This window comes from Blattabacterium cuenoti (assembly GCF_014251715.1).
Classification (GTDB): Bacteria; Bacteroidota; Bacteroidia; order Flavobacteriales; family Blattabacteriaceae; genus Blattabacterium; species Blattabacterium cuenoti_M.
Window position 1 is genome coordinate 491,177 of the sequence record NZ_CP059198.1, and the last position, 15,043, is coordinate 506,219.

The window sequence follows — 15,043 nt, forward strand, 5'->3', positions numbered from 1 at the left end:
TTTAAAATAATGATAAAAACTTTTAATGAATTAGGATCTTTTTTAAGGGAATTTAAAAAATTTTATGCAAACGATAAATATATTTCTAAAAATTTTAAAATTTTTTTTACTCCTTTTAAAAAAGAATTGAAAAAAATAACTATAAAAAATAGTTGGTTTAGAATAGAAGATTTATTAATAACTATTGATCATTGGGGAATGATTCTTAAAAAAGAAAAACTAGAAAATTGGATTAATAAATACTCTTTAAATGAAAAAAAAAATAATTTAAAAAAAGTTCTCGTTATTATGCCTGGGAATATCCCCATGGTAGGGTTTCATGATTTTTTATGTGTTCTTTTTTCAGGACATAATATAATCATTAAATTATCTCAAGAAGATAATTTATTAATTCCTTTTTTATGCAAAATAATAATATTTAAAAAACCTATATTGAAATATAGAATAAAATTTACAAAAAATATTTTTTATGAAAGATTTGATTATGTCATAGCTAGTGGAAACAATAATACGGCTCGTTATTTTGAATTTTTTTTTAGAAAAAATCCTATTTTAATTAGAAAAAGAAGAATATCCATCGCAGTTTTACAAAATAATGAAAAAGAAAAAGAATTAATTAATCTAATAAAAGATATACTAACTTATTCTGGAAGAGGATGTAGAAATGTAGGAAAAATATTTATTCCTTATGATTATAATATTCATTTTATTTTAAAAAAATCATTTGTATCTGAATATATAACAAAGAACTATAAATATAAAGATAATTATAAATATAATCTATCTATTTATACCATGAATAAAATTCCTATTATAAAAAATAATTTCCTAATTTTAAAAGAAGAAAAAAATTATTATAGTCCAATATCTGTAGTTTATTATGAATTTTATAAAGATTTAAATAAATTAAGAGAAATAATTAAAAAAAATAATCAATATATACAATGTATTGTATCTAATAATTTTTTACAAAAAGAAATTAATTTTGGCAAAACACAATATCCAAAATTAGAAGATTTTTCAGATGGAATTGATACAATTAAATTTTTAAATTAAAAATTTAGTTTAAATTTCATGAAATTTTATAACTAATTGATCTTGATTATCAAGATATATTTTTTTAAATATTTTTCCTTTTATTTTAGGAGCTATAAGACCATTTTTTAATATTTTTTTACATATAAAAATTCTACATTCATCCCAAATATTTTTTTTTATAAAACTTTCCAAGGTTTTTTTTCCACCTTCCACAATTAGTGACAATATTTTTTTTTTATACAAATGATTTAAAATATGATTGATTATTTTTTTATCAAAAGAAATTTGAACATATTCTGTATTTTTTTTATTTTCTTTTTTTTTTTCTGTAAAAACAATAGTACGTTGAGTCCCATCTAAAATAAAAAAAGAAGTAGATATGTTTAATTTTTTATCAATAAAAATTCTAATAGGATTGTATCCAAACCATTCTCTAACATTTAATTTAGGATTGTCATTTAATACAGTTTTTTTACCTACTAGAATGCTGTCTTCTTCAGATCTCCATTTATGATTTAATTGTTTTGCATATATTCCACTAATACAAGTGTTTTTTTTACCTTTAAAAGTTATAAAACCATCATAACTTTGAGCCCATTTTAAAATAATATAAGGACGATTTTTTTCATAAAAAGTAAAAAAACGTTTATTTAAAATACGACATTGATTTTTTAAAACATTTTCTATAACTTCTATTCCAGATTCTCTTAATTTTTTGATTCCTAATCCTTTAATTTTATTAAAAGGATCTTTAATTCCTATGATTACTCTTGGAATATGTTTTTTAATTATTAAGTCAACACAAGGTGGGGTTTTTCCAAAATGAACACATGGTTCTAATGTTACATAAAGAGTGGAATCAAGGAATAAATTTTCATTTTTAATTCTATTAATAGCTTTTACTTCTGCATGATCCATTCCATTTTTATAATGCCATCCTTCTGAAAGAACTAAACCATTTCTCTCTATAACACAACCAACCATTGGGTTAGGAGAAGTTAATCCTAATCCATTTTTTGCTAATTGTATAGCTCTTTTCATAAAAATTTCTTTATATATCATTTTGAATTCCATATTTTCCAAGATTCTTCTGCTTGAATATGCAACATTTCTAATCCATTCTTAATGATAGCTCCTTTTTCTTCCGCTTTTTTTAAAAATAAGGTTTTATTTGGATTATAAACTAAATCATAAAAATAATGTTCAGAAGAAATATATTGATAAGGTAAAGGAGGATAAGAATTTATATTGGGAAATGTTCCTAAGGGAGTGCAATTGATAATAATTTTGTATTGTTTTAACAAATTTTTGTCTATATCATCATAAGATAAAAAATTTTTATTTTTTTTTCTAGAAATATGTATATAGGATATTTGTAATTTTTTTAAAACAAATGAAACCGTTTTAGAAACTCCACCAGTCCCCAAAATTAATGCTTTTAAGTTTTTTTTTTCTAAAAATGAATTCATATTCTTTTTAAAAGAAAATTCAAACCCTGAAACATCTGTGTTATAACCTATTATAGATTTATTTTTTATTTTTATAACATTTACAGATCCTATGTATTCTGCTTTAGGCATAATTTTAGTTAAAAAAGGAATAATACTTGTTTTATAAGGGATGGTAACATTACATCCTTTTAAACATGGATTTTGTAATATTAATAATACATTTTCTATATTTGGAATATCAAAGTTTTTATAATCTGTATGAATAATGGATTCTTTTTTAAATTTTTTTAAAAAAAAATCTCTTGAAAAAGAATGACTAATTCCTTTTCCAATTAATCCAAAAATAAATTTATAGTTTTTATTTTTTTTTCTCATAAACATAAAACTATTCTTCTTTTTTTAATTTTATACGTTCTCTATACTTTGCTTTTAATATTTTATTCCTCCTTCCTTCAGAAGGTTTTATGTATTGTTGTTTTTCTCTAAACTCTTTTAAAATTCTAGTTTTATCAAATTTTTTTTTACATTTTTTTAAAGCTTTATCAATGGATTCTCCTTCTCTAACTGTAGTAATTAAAATCATAAAAAAATTAATAGTTTTTAAAATAATTCATTTTTTGTGGACACTATCGGATTTGAACCGACGACCTCTACCCTGTCAAAGTAGCGCTCTAAACCAGCTGAGCTAAATGTCCTTTTAAATCAACAAAATTAAGTATTTTTTAAAAAATATAAAAGATCATAATTTATATGTACTGCAATATTTTTAAAAAATCTATAGAAAATTTAAAAGGATTAAGTTTAAAAAAAGCTTATTTATTTAATACGGAATTAAATCTTTATACATACGAAGATTTACTTTTTTTTTATCCAAAAGGATATATACAGTTATTAACTTTTAAAAAAATATCAGAATTATCAAATAATAATAATAATAATTTTGTACGAATACTAGGAAAAATAACTAATATTGAAGAAATAAATTTTAAAAAAAAAAAAGGTAAAATATTTATAGCACGTTTAGAAGATAAAACAGGATTTATTGAATTAGTTTGGTTCCAAAAAATAAATTTTAATATAAAAAAGAATATTATAATGATGGTTTTAGGAAAAATAAAATTTTTTCAAAAAAAAATTCAAATTATTCATCCAATCATTCATACAAATATTAAAAAATTTAAATTTTTTAAAAAAGATTTTTATATATATCCTCTTTATTCTATTCCAAAAAATATGAAAGAAAAAGGAATTAATAATTCTTTTATGATTAATTTATTACAAAATTTAATAAAAGAATTAAAAAATAACATAAAAGAATTTTTTTTTGAAAAATTTATTGATAAAAAATTAATGTCAAGAAAAAATGCTTTAATTCAAATTCATTTTCCAGAATCTTTCGAAAGCTTATTACAAGCTCAATATTCTTTAAAATTTGAAGAATTATTCTTACTAAAATTATTTTTTTTATCAAAAAAAAGAACGGCATATAGTAATCCATTTTTAAAATTGGGAAAAAATTTTCATAATTTTTACAAAAATTTTTTGCCTTTTACTTTAACAGAAGAACAAAAAAAAGTATTTAAAGAAATATGGAATGATTTGAAAAAACCAATTCAAATGAATAGATTATTGCAAGGAGAAGTAGGATGTGGAAAAACTATAATAGCTATATTATCAATGCTTATTGCTTTAGATAATGGATTTCAATCCTGTTTAATGGCTCCAACTGAGGTTTTAGCTATACAACATTTTTCTTCTATAAAAAAAATGTTTTCTAAAATTGGAATTAAAATAGCTTTATTAACAAGTTCGACCTCTAATTCTATACGAAAATATCTCTATCATGAAATATTTACAGGAAAAATTTCCATTTTAATAGGAACACATACTTTAATACAAGAGAAAGTTAAGTTTAAAAATTTAGGATTAGCAATCATAGATGAAGAACAACGTTTTGGTGTAATACAAAGAACTAAAATTTGGGAAAAAAATAATAAACATCCTCATATTCTTATTATGACAGCTACCCCTATTCCTAGAACCTTAGCAAAGATTATTTATCATGATTTAAACATTTCTGTTATTAAACAGTTACCTTTAGAAAGAAAACCTGTAAAAACTATACATTTTTGGAATTATAATAGAAATCAAGCTTTTGATATAATAAAAAATCAAATTTCAAAGGGAAGACAAATATATGTTGTATATCCCACTATAAATAATTCTTCAAGAAGTAGAAATAAAAATTTAATAAAGGGATATCAAGAAATAAAAGAAAAATTTAAAAATTTAAAAATTGGAATTTTACATGGAGAAATGAATTGTCAAGAAAAAAATATGCAAATGAATCAATTTTTATGTGGAAAAACTAAAATTTTGATAGCTACTACAATCATAGAAGTGGGAGTAGATGTTCCTAATGCATCAGTAATTTTAATAGAAAATGCAGATTTTTTTGGATTATCTCAATTACATCAATTAAGAGGAAGAGTAGGAAGAGGAAAACATAAAAGCTATTGTATTATGATTACTGATCATAATAAAATAAGTACAGAAGGTTATTTTAGAATTAAAAAAATGTGTGATATTAATCAAGGGTTAGAAATAGCTAAAGAAGATCTTAAATTACGTGGTGGGGGAGATTTAATAGGAACTAAACAAAGTGGAAAAAATTATTTTCGTATTATAAATCTTATAAAGGATTATAAACTTATAAAAGATGTTTTTCCAATTGCTAAAATTTTTTTTAAAAAAAATCCTAATTATTTAAAATATACAAAATATATATATAAATATTACAAAAAATATAAATAATAAAAAACTAAATAAAAAGAAAGTTAATTTATATTTATGTCTTTAAATAGCAATCAACGTAAAATCATAGAAACCATTAATGGTCCTATCCTTGTTCTTGCTGGAGCAGGATCAGGAAAAACTCGTGTTATTACACATCGTATTGTTCATATGATTCAAAACGTAGGAATAAATCCTTCTAATATTTTAGCTTTAACTTTTACTAAAAAAGCTTCTATAGAAATGAAAAATCGTATTTCTAATATGTTAGATAAAAAGGATTTAGATAAAATTACATTGGGGACTTTTCATTCTATATTTTCTATAATTTTGAGAAAAGAATCTCATTGGATAGGATACAGATATAATTATTCTATTTATGATCATAAAGATTCAGAAAATGTGATTAAAAGAATATTAGAGGATATAAATTTTGATATATCCTTAAAACCTAAAGAAATAAGAATAAAAATATCTGAATACAAAAATAATTTATACAATAAAAATTTAAAAATTAAAAAATCAGAATGCTTTATTAAAATATATGAATCTTATATAAAACGTTGTTTTCAAGCAGATGCATTAGATTTTGATGATATTTTACTTAAAACTAATGATTTATTTTTTTATTTTCCAAAAATTCTTAAAAAATATCAAAAAAAATTTAAATATATATTAATTGATGAATATCAAGATACTAATTCATCTCAAAACTCTATTGTGAAATATTTAGCATCTTATCATAATAATATTTTTGTAGTAGGAGATGATTCTCAAAGTATTTATGCTTTTCGTGGCGCAAATATTTCAAATATTTTAAATTTTCATATTGATTATAATAATGCTAAAATTTTTCGTTTAGAACAAAATTATCGTTCCACAAATTATATAGTTCAGGCATCCAATAATATTATTTCTTTTAATAAAAATCAAATTTTTAAAAAAATATGGACAAAAAATGAAAAAGGAGAAAAATTAAAAATATATTGTGCTTTTTCTGAAAAAGAAGAAGCACAATATATTGCTTCTTTTATTCTTTCAATAAAAAAAAAAACAAAATTTGAGTATAAAAATTTTGCTATTCTATATAGAGCAAACATGCAATCGCATGTTATAGAATATGCTTTAAAAGAAAAAAATATTCCATATAAAATATATGGATCTATTTCATTTGAAAAAAGAAAAGAAATTAGAGATTTTTTGGCTTATTTAAGAGTTATTACTAATCCAAAAGATGAAGAATCTTTATTACGTATTATTAAAAAAATAAATACAAGAATTGTAAAAACTATATTAAACTTATCTAAAAAAATAGAAATTCAAATTTATGAAATTATAAAAAATATTGATAATTATCAATTTTCGTTGAGTATAAATAAAAATACAAAAAAACAATTTAACAAACTTTTTTTAAAAATAGAAAAATGGAGAACGAAACTGGGGAAAATAAATGCATATATAATAGCAAAAAAAGTTGTTAATTTTTTGTTAGAAATAGATTCAAAAAATTACAGTAATGAAGATTTTAAATATATACTTGATAATATCTTTCATTATGTACATGAACAAGAAAAATTAAAAAATGGAGATATTAGCTTATTTGGATTTTTGCAATATTTTTATTTGGAAATAAATGAAAATATTAATGAAAAAAATGAAGAAAATAAGGTTTCATTAATGACGGTTCATCTATCCAAAGGATTAGAATTTTCTATTGTTTTTATTGCAGGATTAGAAGAAAATTTATTTCCTGCAAAATCAAGTTTAGATGATCCATTACAAATAGAAGAAGAACGTCGTTTATTCTATGTCGCTTTAACCAGAGCACAAAAAATAGCTGTGCTAACTTATACAAAATATAGATATTTATGGGGGAAAAGAAAAGTAAATATTCCCAGTCGTTTTATTAATGAACTTAATAGAAATTTTATTGAAATAAAAAATAAAAATAATCTATGCTTAGAAAAAAAAATAATAAATTATTTCAATTAAAATTAGCTAAACTTATTTCTGTTTAATAAAATTACACTGGGTTCTTATGGAGGATTCAAAAAAAATTAAATTAAATTTTGGGTTACAAAAAATAATTTTTTTTGTAGCTATTGTTTTATTTTTTATTAAGTTAATAACTTGGTATATTACTTCTTCACTTTCTATATTTAGTGATGCAATAGAAAGTTTTATAAACATAATTAGTGGTTTTATAGGATTATGTAGTTTTTATATCTCTTCTTTACCTAAAGATAATAATCATCCATATGGTCATGGAAAAATAGAATTTATATCAACAGCAATAGAAGGATTTTTAATTTTTTTTGTTGGAATCACTATTTTTATAAACACTTTTATACGTGTTAAATATCATATGTATGGAATTTTTTTACCAAAATTAGATTATGGAATATTTTTAATGTCTTTTACTGCGATTATTAATTATTTTTTAGGTTTTTTAGCATGCAAAATAGGACATAAAAATGGGGCTTTGACGTTAATAGCCAGTGGAAAACATCTTAAAATAGACACTTATTCAACTTTAGGAATAGTTATAGGATTAATATTATTAAATATTACCAAATGTATATGGATTGATCCTATTATTTCTATTATTTTTTCATCCGTAATTTTGTATACAGGATTAAAATTATTAAGAAATGCGATAGCTGGAATTATGGATGAATACGATAAAAAACTTTTAAAAAAATTATCATTATATCTTAATGAAAAAAAAGATATTTATTGGATTGATCTTCATCATTTAAAAGTTATTAAATATGGAAGTGCTTTGCATGTTGATTGTCATCTAACTGTTCCATGGTTTTTTAATATAAAAGAAGCTAATCACGAAGTTAAAAAATTAACCCAATTTACTGAAGAAAAATTTGGATCTAAAGTAGAGTTATCTGTACATGTAGATGCTTGTTCCAATAATCATTGTATCTTTTGTTTAAATCATTTCTGTCAAGGAAGAAAAAAATTTTTTCCTAAAAAAATTTTTTGGACTTTAGATAAAATATCTAATTCCAAGAAGAATACCCCTATTAAGGTAGATTGACTTAAATATTATTAAAAAAAAATATAAAATGGAATATAACATTAATCGTTTAAAATTGGTAATCCCAGAATATGGAAGAAATATTCATAAAATGATAGATTATGCTATACAAATAAAAAATAGAAAAAAAAGAAATCGCTGTGCATGGGGCATTATAAAATTAATGACAGATTCTACTAATCCTAGATTTAATAAATCTATTCCTTATTTCCAGCATAAATTATGGAATCAATTATTTATTATGTCAAAATATCAATTGGACATAGATCCCCCTTTTCCAAAACCAAATCCAGAAAAAATACAAGTTAGTTATTTTAATAAAAAAATAGTGTATCCAGAATATTTAAATAATTTTAGATATTATGGTAAAATAATAAGAAACATGATTCATGTTGCAGTACATTGTAAAAATAAACAAAAAAAAGAAGGATTATTTTATGCTATAGCTAATACAATGAAAAAAAATTATTTAAGATGGAATAAAAATATAGTAGAAGATGATATTATATTTCAAGATTTAAAAAAACTTTCAAAAGGTAAAATTTGTTTAATTAATACAGATCCATTATTACAATGTTCTCATATTTTAAGATACAAAAAAAAAAATTTTTCTAGAATAGAAAAAAGTATGAAATGGGGATATTTAAAATAAAAGGAGGTTTCCCTTTAAAAGGAGAAATAAAACCACAAGGTTCTAAAAATGAATCTTTACAGGTTTTGTGTGCCGTATTATTAACTACAGAAAAATTAAGAATAAAAAATATTCCAGATATAGGAGATATTAAATGTTTGATGAAAATACTTAGAGATATAGGGGTTTTAATAAAAAAAAATGGGGTTGGAGATTATACTTTTCAAGCTAAAAATATTGATATTGAATATTTAAATACGAAAAAATTTAGAGAATATGGAAAATCAATTAGAGGCTCTATTATGATTGCTGGACCACTACTAACTAGATTTAGAAAAGTTTGTATACCTATTCCTGGAGGAGATAGGATAGGAAGAAGACGTTTAGATGCTCATTTAACAGGATTAAAATTATTAGGAAGTTATATATCTTATGATAAAGAATCTCAATATTTTGTTTTACATACAAAAAATAATAACAGTTTAATAGGAGAATATATTTTAATGGAAGAGGCTTCTATTACGGGAACAGCTAATGTAATTATGGCTGCAACCTTGGCTAAAGGAAAAACTACTGTTTACAATGCTGCTTGTGAACCATACATTCAACAATTATGCAAATTGTTAAAAAAAATGGGGGCAAAAATAAGAGGAATAGGATCTAATTTAATTCATATAACTGGAGTAAAAGAGTTAGGGAGTGCTACACATACTGTATTACCTGACATGGTTGAAATAGGAAGTTGGATAGGATTATCTGCTATTACTTGTTCAGAAATACGAATTAAAAATGTTAGTTGGGATAATTTAGGAATAATCCCAAATACATTCCAAAAAATGGGAATACAATTAGAAAAAGAAAAAGATGATATTTATATTCCATCAAAAAAATATTATGAAATTAAAAAATTATTAAATAATGCAATATTAACAATATCTGACGCTCCATGGCCTGGATTAACGCCAGATTTATTAAGTATTTTAACTGTAGTCGCTACTCAAGCTAAAGGAAGTATCTTAATTCATCAAAAAATGTTCGAAAGTAGATTATTTTTTGTAGATAAACTTATTGAAATGGGTGCGCAAATTATATTATGTGACCCTCATAGAGCTACTATTATTGGTTTAAATCATAAATCTCATCTTCGTGGAACTATATTAAATTCTCCAGATATAAGAGCTGGAATTTCTCTTCTTATAGCCGCTCTTTCTGCTCAAGGAACTAGTATAATAAAAAATATAGAACAAATAGATAGAGGATATGAAAATATAGATCAAAGATTACGTTTTTTAGGGGCAAAAATCGTAAGAATGGAATAAAAAAGTATTTTTTTTTAATTTTTTTAAAAAACCTACAATACTATTTTATACAAAATTTTTATAAAAATTGTTTCGTTTTTTTTTACATAAAACGGATAAATTTATGGAATAACTATATCAATAATTATTATTTTCTATAATGAAACAAAAACACAAAAATTTGTAATTTTAATGAATCTAAAGATTCAACCAAAAAAAAATAAATATTTTTTTTTCTGTATGAAAAACAAATAAGGTATTATTTATACTTTATAAATATAATAATATGAATAAAAATATAAAAATGATAAATTATGGAAAAATTTGAATACATAACCAAAGAAGGATTAAAAAAATTACAAAAAAAAATAGAAAGGTTAGAAAATATAGAACGTCCAAAAATATCTATGCAAATAGCAGAAGCTAGAGATAAAGGAGATCTTTCAGAAAATGCAGAATATGATGCAATAAAAGAAGCACAAGGATTTTTGGAAATGAATATAGCTAAATTAAAAAAAAAATTATCTAACGCACGTATTATAGACGGTTCGCAAATAAATAGAACTAGAGTTTCTATTCTTTCTACAGTAAGAGTGAAAAATCTAACTTATGGAGGAGAACAAATATATACTTTAGTACCAGAGGGAGAAGCTGATTTAAAATCAGGAAAAATTTCCATAAATACACCTATATCTACAGGATTATTAGGAAAACAAGTAGGACAAATTGCTCATATAAAGTTACCTAACAAAATGATACTTGATTATGAAATTTTAGAAATAGCGTTTAATGAATAATAACATTTTTCATAAAATAATAAAAAACGAGGTTTCTGCTTATAAAGTAGCAGAAAATTCTGATCATTTAGCTTTTTTAGATATTTATCCTATAAAAATAGGACATACTTTAGTAATACCAAAAAAAAGCAATAGAGATAAAATCTTTTCTCTTTCGGAAAAAGATTTTATCTCTATTATGTTTTTTACAAGAAAAGTAGCTATAGGTATAAAAAAAATAATTCCTTGTAATCGTATAGGAATATTTGTTATTGGATTTGAAATACCTCATGTTCACATTCACCTTATTCCTATGGATCAAGAAAGTGATGGAAATTTTTCAAAAAAAAGAATCGTTTTATCTGAAAAAAATTTTCAAATTTTATCTGAAAAAATAAAAAAAACTATAAAAATATAACTTGTTTTTAATGATTCCAATGAAATAAAATTTTTAATCCTTTTATTGTATGTAGTTTATCTTTAAAATGAATTTTTTTTGTTAAAGGGGTATATATATGAGATAATCCCCCAGTTGCAATAACAAAACAATTTGTTTTTAACTCTTTATTAACTCTATAGATCAACCCTTCTACCATACTTAAATATCCATATATAATTCCACTTTGAATACATGTTTCAGTATATTTTCCTAGTATATTGGGAGGTTTTTTTAATTCTATTTGTGACAATTGAGCTGTATTTCTAATTAACGCTGTTAAAGAACTATTTATTCCTGGAGCAATAATAATACCTTGAATAACACCATATTTATCAATACAAGTTAAGCTTAATGCTGTACCAAAATCTACAACTAAAGTTGTATTTTTATTATATAATGTATATGCAGCTATTGCATTAGCATATAAATCCGTTCCTAATTGATGAGAATCATGTTTAATAGAAGATGATGAGTATCTATCAACTATGATAGGTTTAATTTCATGTATTTCATATAAAGATTGTTCTACAATATTTGTTAAAGAAGGGACCACAGATCCAATGACGATATTATGTATTAATTTTGAAGAAATACCATACTGTTGATATATATTTCTAAATAATAAAACATATTCATCTAATGATCTATGTGGATTGCTATTAATAATCCATGAGTAATTACATTTTAAATTATAATTATTGTTAAATAGTCCAAAACGAATACTGTAATTTCCAATATTTATCGTTAACAACATGACTCACTTCATTCTTTAATAAGAAAAAACGTAATTTGAATTACAAATTTTTTTTACAATTTACTTGATATTTACATCATATATTTAGGTATATACATATATGGATTATAATAAAATAAATTTTAAAATAGAAGGGGAAGGAGTTCCAATAGTGTTATTACACGGATTTATGGAAAGCTTGGAAATTTGGAATGATATATATTCCGATATTACTAAAAAATATAAAGTACTTTCAATTGATTTTCCAGGTCATGGTAAAAGCATCTTTACTACTAAAAAAAATATTTTTACTATGGAAAGTATTGCAGAAATGGTTAAAATAATTATGGATAAAAAAAATATGCAAAAAGCTATTTTTGTAGGTCATTCTATGGGAGGATATGTAGCTTTAGCTCTTGCGGAAAAATATCCAGAAATTTTTTTAGGATTATGCTTGCTTCATTCTACAGCAGAATCAGATTCAATTGAAAAAAAAAAACATAGATTGCAATCAATTCAATTAGCAATAAAAAATTATCCTTTATTTGTATCCATAAGTATGAATAAATTATTTCATCCTAAAAAATTATATTCTTTGCAAGAAAAAATTACTTTTGTTAAAAAAATAGCTTTTTCTACTTCTATTAATAGTGTAATTTCTTTTTTAAAAGGAATGTTAATTAGAAAAAATAGAACTTTTTTGCTAAAAAATACTTCAATTCCTAAATTATATATAATTGGATTATACGATTTAATACTAGATGCAAAAAAAATTCGTGAAGAAGCAAAAAGTGGAAATAGTACTAATTTTATTGAAATAGATACAGGTCATATGGGGCATATAGAAAAACCAAAAAAAATAATAAAAATATTAGAAAATTTTATAGATTCTATTAGAAAATGAATAAACAAAAATTACGTGATAAATATTTTTCTTATAGGAAATCCATATCTAAAAAAAAAGTTATTCAAATGAGTCATGAAATTTTTTCCCAGATAAAAAATATATTTTTTATCTGGGAAAAAACATATTACCATATTTTTTTACCTATACAAGAGTATAAAGAAGTAGATACATTTATTATTATTGATTTTCTTTTAAAAAAAAAAATATATAACAATTCCCTATTCTAATTTTCATTCATTTACCATAGAAAATTGTTTTTTCAATAAAAATACTTTCTTAAAAAAGAATAAATATGGAATTTTAGAACCTATTTCTACGCACAAACATGTTATTTCTGCTTCTCTTATTGAAGTCATATTTATTCCACTATTAATATTTGATTTAAAAGGTTATCGCATAGGTTACGGTAAAGGTTTTTATGATAGATTTATTTCTTTATGCAGCAAAAATGTTATTAAAATAGGGTTAAGTTTTTTTCCTCCTATAAAAAAAATAATAAATATTCATAAAAACGATTTATCAATAGATATAGGAATTACAACCGATCATGTTTTTTTTTTGATAAAAAATTTAAAAAATAAAAACTTTGAATATATCCCAAATAACGATAAACATCATAATTAAACTTATTACTATAAATCCAAAAATAGTGCAACGTTCAATAATTTCTTCATTTATTTTCTTTTTTGTTATCATTTCTATTACAATAAATAATATATAACCTCCATCTAATGATGGAATGGGAAATAAATTTAAAAAAGCTAACCAAATGGATAAAGTTGCAGTTAAGGTCAAAAAAATATCCCAATTCCATTTAGAAGGAAATTCTTTAGCCATAGAAAAAAAACTTCCTATTTGTTTATAAGCTTTAGTTTCTATATGAAAAATATTTTTTAAAAAAAATATTTGATTTTTTAAAACATTCCAAGCTTTTTTTATTCCATGAGGAATACTTTCAAAAAAGGAATAATTTTTTTTTTCAAATAAAAAAATATAATCCAAATCCATAAAATTCTTTAAGTAAATCCCCAAAATTCCTTTTGAATTTATAAAAACTTTTTTTTGAATAAATTTTCCACTTCTATTGATGGACATAAAAATGTTCTCATTTTTATATTTTAATAAAAAATCTTTTAATTGATCGGAAAATAAAATTAATTCAGAATTGATAGCTAAGATTTCATCATTATTTTTTAATCCATATTTTTCAGCTTCAGAATTTTTAATTACGTAATTTATAATAGGAGGAACACGAGGTTTAATAAAAAAACTTAATTTCTTTTTATCAAAAAAAAATCTTTTTTTATTACTTAATGATAAATTAATAATTTTACCCATACGATCTACAGTAACGGAATTTCCAAAAATAATTGCTTTAGGTATCTCATTGAAGTATGGAACATATTTATTGTTAACAAATAAAATTTTGTCTCCATTCCTTAATCCTATTTCTTTTCCTAAAGAATCTACTTCGATCCCATATTTAACATTTTTTGTAGGAAGATAAGTTTCTCCATACTTGAATAATAAACAAGTAAAAATGAAAATAGATAATAATATGTTGAAAATAATTCCTCCAGAAATAATTAATAATCTTTTTATTGCTGATTTTGAACGAAATTCCCAATCTTTTACCTGATACGTATTTTTATCTGATCCATTTTTATCGTTTATCATCATTCCAGATATTTTAATATATCCTCCTAAAGGCAACCATCCTATTCCATAAATAGTATGTCCTATTTTTTTTTTAAAAATAGAAAACCAAGGATCAAAAAATAAAAAAAATTTTTCTACTCGAACTTTAAATATTTGAGCTAGAATAAAATGACCTAATTCATGAATAACGATTAATATAGAGATGCTAAGTAAAAATTGTATAGATCTAATCAAAATAGATGTCATTTATAATAATAAAAAAAGAT

General features: G+C 22.2%; 16 protein-coding genes and 1 tRNA gene. 10 read left to right on the plus strand and 7 right to left on the minus strand.

What is annotated here, in order from left to right:
* The first annotated feature begins 9 nt into the window (after positions 1-9).
* Entirely contained in the window at positions 10-1,056 is a 1,047-nt protein-coding gene (locus H0H59_RS02440; RefSeq protein ID WP_185862037.1) for an acyl-CoA reductase, read from the plus strand.
* Positions 1,057-1,065: 9 nt separating this feature from the next.
* On the opposite strand, the gene ribD is transcribed toward H0H59_RS02440, so the two are convergent.
* The 4 genes from ribD to H0H59_RS02460 form a co-directional block, all read right to left on the minus strand.
* Positions 1,066-2,100, minus strand: coding sequence for a bifunctional diaminohydroxyphosphoribosylaminopyrimidine deaminase/5-amino-6-(5-phosphoribosylamino)uracil reductase RibD (ribD, locus tag H0H59_RS02445; RefSeq protein WP_185862038.1), 1,035 nt, complete (start codon positions 2,098-2,100; stop codon positions 1,066-1,068).
* Positions 2,097-2,864, minus strand: a complete 768-nt coding sequence (locus H0H59_RS02450) for a shikimate dehydrogenase family protein (protein WP_185862433.1) — start codon at positions 2,862-2,864, stop codon at positions 2,097-2,099. The genes ribD and H0H59_RS02450 overlap by 4 nt, the downstream gene beginning before the upstream one ends.
* Before the next feature lie 10 nt (positions 2,865-2,874).
* Complete coding sequence (rpsU, locus tag H0H59_RS02455; RefSeq protein ID WP_185862039.1) at positions 2,875-3,072, minus strand: 30S ribosomal protein S21; 198 nt, start codon at positions 3,070-3,072, stop codon at positions 2,875-2,877.
* Positions 3,073-3,109: 37 nt separating this feature from the next.
* A tRNA-Val gene (locus H0H59_RS02460) sits at positions 3,110-3,184 on the minus strand.
* Between the two features lie 55 nt (positions 3,185-3,239).
* Between H0H59_RS02460 and recG the strand changes: the two genes are divergently transcribed.
* From recG to H0H59_RS02495, 7 genes are all read left to right on the plus strand, one after another.
* Complete coding sequence (gene recG / locus H0H59_RS02465) at positions 3,240-5,303, plus strand: ATP-dependent DNA helicase RecG (protein ID WP_185862040.1); 2,064 nt, start codon at positions 3,240-3,242, stop codon at positions 5,301-5,303.
* A gap of 36 nt (positions 5,304-5,339) precedes the next feature.
* On the plus strand, positions 5,340-7,274 hold the full coding sequence (locus H0H59_RS02470; protein WP_185862041.1) for an ATP-dependent helicase: 1,935 nt from the start codon (positions 5,340-5,342) through the stop codon (positions 7,272-7,274).
* A gap of 46 nt (positions 7,275-7,320) precedes the next feature.
* Positions 7,321-8,334 (plus strand): cation diffusion facilitator family transporter, encoded by a 1,014-nt coding sequence (locus H0H59_RS02475; RefSeq protein WP_185862042.1) that lies wholly within the window; start codon positions 7,321-7,323, stop codon positions 8,332-8,334.
* Positions 8,335-8,362: 28 nt separating this feature from the next.
* A complete protein-coding gene (locus H0H59_RS02480) occupies positions 8,363-8,986 on the plus strand; it encodes a DUF4290 domain-containing protein (protein WP_185862043.1) in 624 nt (207 codons plus the stop codon).
* The gene (gene murA, locus H0H59_RS02485) at positions 8,968-10,284 is read left to right on the plus strand and encodes a UDP-N-acetylglucosamine 1-carboxyvinyltransferase (protein WP_185862044.1); all 1,317 of its coding nucleotides are present in this window, start codon (positions 8,968-8,970) and stop codon (positions 10,282-10,284) included. Before H0H59_RS02480 ends, murA begins: the two co-directional genes overlap by 19 nt.
* A gap of 293 nt (positions 10,285-10,577) precedes the next feature.
* Positions 10,578-11,060, plus strand: coding sequence for a transcription elongation factor GreA (gene greA / locus H0H59_RS02490; RefSeq protein WP_185862045.1), 483 nt, complete (start codon positions 10,578-10,580; stop codon positions 11,058-11,060).
* On the plus strand, positions 11,053-11,457 hold the full coding sequence (locus tag H0H59_RS02495; protein WP_185862046.1) for an HIT family protein: 405 nt from the start codon (positions 11,053-11,055) through the stop codon (positions 11,455-11,457). Before greA ends, H0H59_RS02495 begins: the two co-directional genes overlap by 8 nt.
* 7 nt (positions 11,458-11,464) lie before the next feature.
* Here H0H59_RS02495 and H0H59_RS02500 read toward each other — a convergent pair whose 3' ends face one another.
* The gene (locus H0H59_RS02500) at positions 11,465-12,232 is read right to left on the minus strand and encodes a type III pantothenate kinase (protein WP_185862047.1); all 768 of its coding nucleotides are present in this window, start codon (positions 12,230-12,232) and stop codon (positions 11,465-11,467) included.
* Positions 12,233-12,332: 100 nt separating this feature from the next.
* Here H0H59_RS02500 and H0H59_RS02505 point away from each other — a divergent pair, with 100 nt between their 5' ends.
* Complete coding sequence (locus H0H59_RS02505; protein ID WP_185862048.1) at positions 12,333-13,115, plus strand: alpha/beta hydrolase; 783 nt, start codon at positions 12,333-12,335, stop codon at positions 13,113-13,115.
* A gap of 233 nt (positions 13,116-13,348) precedes the next feature.
* On the opposite strand, the gene H0H59_RS03105 is transcribed toward H0H59_RS02505, so the two are convergent.
* Complete coding sequence (locus tag H0H59_RS03105) at positions 13,349-13,474, minus strand: hypothetical protein (protein WP_262887139.1); 126 nt, start codon at positions 13,472-13,474, stop codon at positions 13,349-13,351.
* On the opposite strand from H0H59_RS03105, the gene H0H59_RS03080 reads away from it, so the two are divergent.
* Positions 13,428-13,742 (plus strand): 5-formyltetrahydrofolate cyclo-ligase, encoded by a 315-nt coding sequence (locus H0H59_RS03080; protein ID WP_238785037.1) that lies wholly within the window; start codon positions 13,428-13,430, stop codon positions 13,740-13,742. The genes H0H59_RS03105 and H0H59_RS03080 overlap by 47 nt on opposite strands.
* Here H0H59_RS03080 and rseP read toward each other — a convergent pair.
* Entirely contained in the window at positions 13,689-15,023 is a 1,335-nt protein-coding gene (rseP, locus tag H0H59_RS02515; protein WP_185862049.1) for an RIP metalloprotease RseP, read from the minus strand. The two genes, H0H59_RS03080 and rseP, sit on opposite strands and share 54 nt — an antisense overlap.
* Positions 15,024-15,043: the final 20 nt, after the last annotated feature.

What these genes read in the sequence shown, in the direction of transcription:
- H0H59_RS02440 (WP_185862037.1), top strand. Translation starts at nt 10, where the DNA reads ATGATAAAAACTTTTAATGAATTAGGATCTTTTTTAAGGGAATTTAAA.
- ribD (WP_185862038.1), bottom strand. Translation starts at nt 2,100, where the DNA reads ATGATATATAAAGAAATTTTTATGAAAAGAGCTATACAATTAGCAAAA.
- H0H59_RS02450 (WP_185862433.1), bottom strand. Translation starts at nt 2,864, where the DNA reads ATGAGAAAAAAAAATAAAAACTATAAATTTATTTTTGGATTAATTGGA.
- rpsU (WP_185862039.1), bottom strand. Translation starts at nt 3,072, where the DNA reads ATGATTTTAATTACTACAGTTAGAGAAGGAGAATCCATTGATAAAGCT.
- recG (WP_185862040.1), top strand. Translation starts at nt 3,240, where the DNA reads ATGTACTGCAATATTTTTAAAAAATCTATAGAAAATTTAAAAGGATTA.
- H0H59_RS02470 (WP_185862041.1), top strand. Translation starts at nt 5,340, where the DNA reads ATGTCTTTAAATAGCAATCAACGTAAAATCATAGAAACCATTAATGGT.
- H0H59_RS02475 (WP_185862042.1), top strand. Translation starts at nt 7,321, where the DNA reads ATGGAGGATTCAAAAAAAATTAAATTAAATTTTGGGTTACAAAAAATA.
- H0H59_RS02480 (WP_185862043.1), top strand. Translation starts at nt 8,363, where the DNA reads ATGGAATATAACATTAATCGTTTAAAATTGGTAATCCCAGAATATGGA.
- murA (WP_185862044.1), top strand. Translation starts at nt 8,968, where the DNA reads ATGGGGATATTTAAAATAAAAGGAGGTTTCCCTTTAAAAGGAGAAATA.
- greA (WP_185862045.1), top strand. Translation starts at nt 10,578, where the DNA reads ATGGAAAAATTTGAATACATAACCAAAGAAGGATTAAAAAAATTACAA.
- H0H59_RS02495 (WP_185862046.1), top strand. Translation starts at nt 11,053, where the DNA reads ATGAATAATAACATTTTTCATAAAATAATAAAAAACGAGGTTTCTGCT.
- H0H59_RS02500 (WP_185862047.1), bottom strand. Translation starts at nt 12,232, where the DNA reads ATGTTGTTAACGATAAATATTGGAAATTACAGTATTCGTTTTGGACTA.
- H0H59_RS02505 (WP_185862048.1), top strand. Translation starts at nt 12,333, where the DNA reads ATGGATTATAATAAAATAAATTTTAAAATAGAAGGGGAAGGAGTTCCA.
- H0H59_RS03105 (WP_262887139.1), bottom strand. Translation starts at nt 13,474, where the DNA reads ATGACTTCAATAAGAGAAGCAGAAATAACATGTTTGTGCGTAGAAATA.
- rseP (WP_185862049.1), bottom strand. Translation starts at nt 15,023, where the DNA reads ATGACATCTATTTTGATTAGATCTATACAATTTTTACTTAGCATCTCT.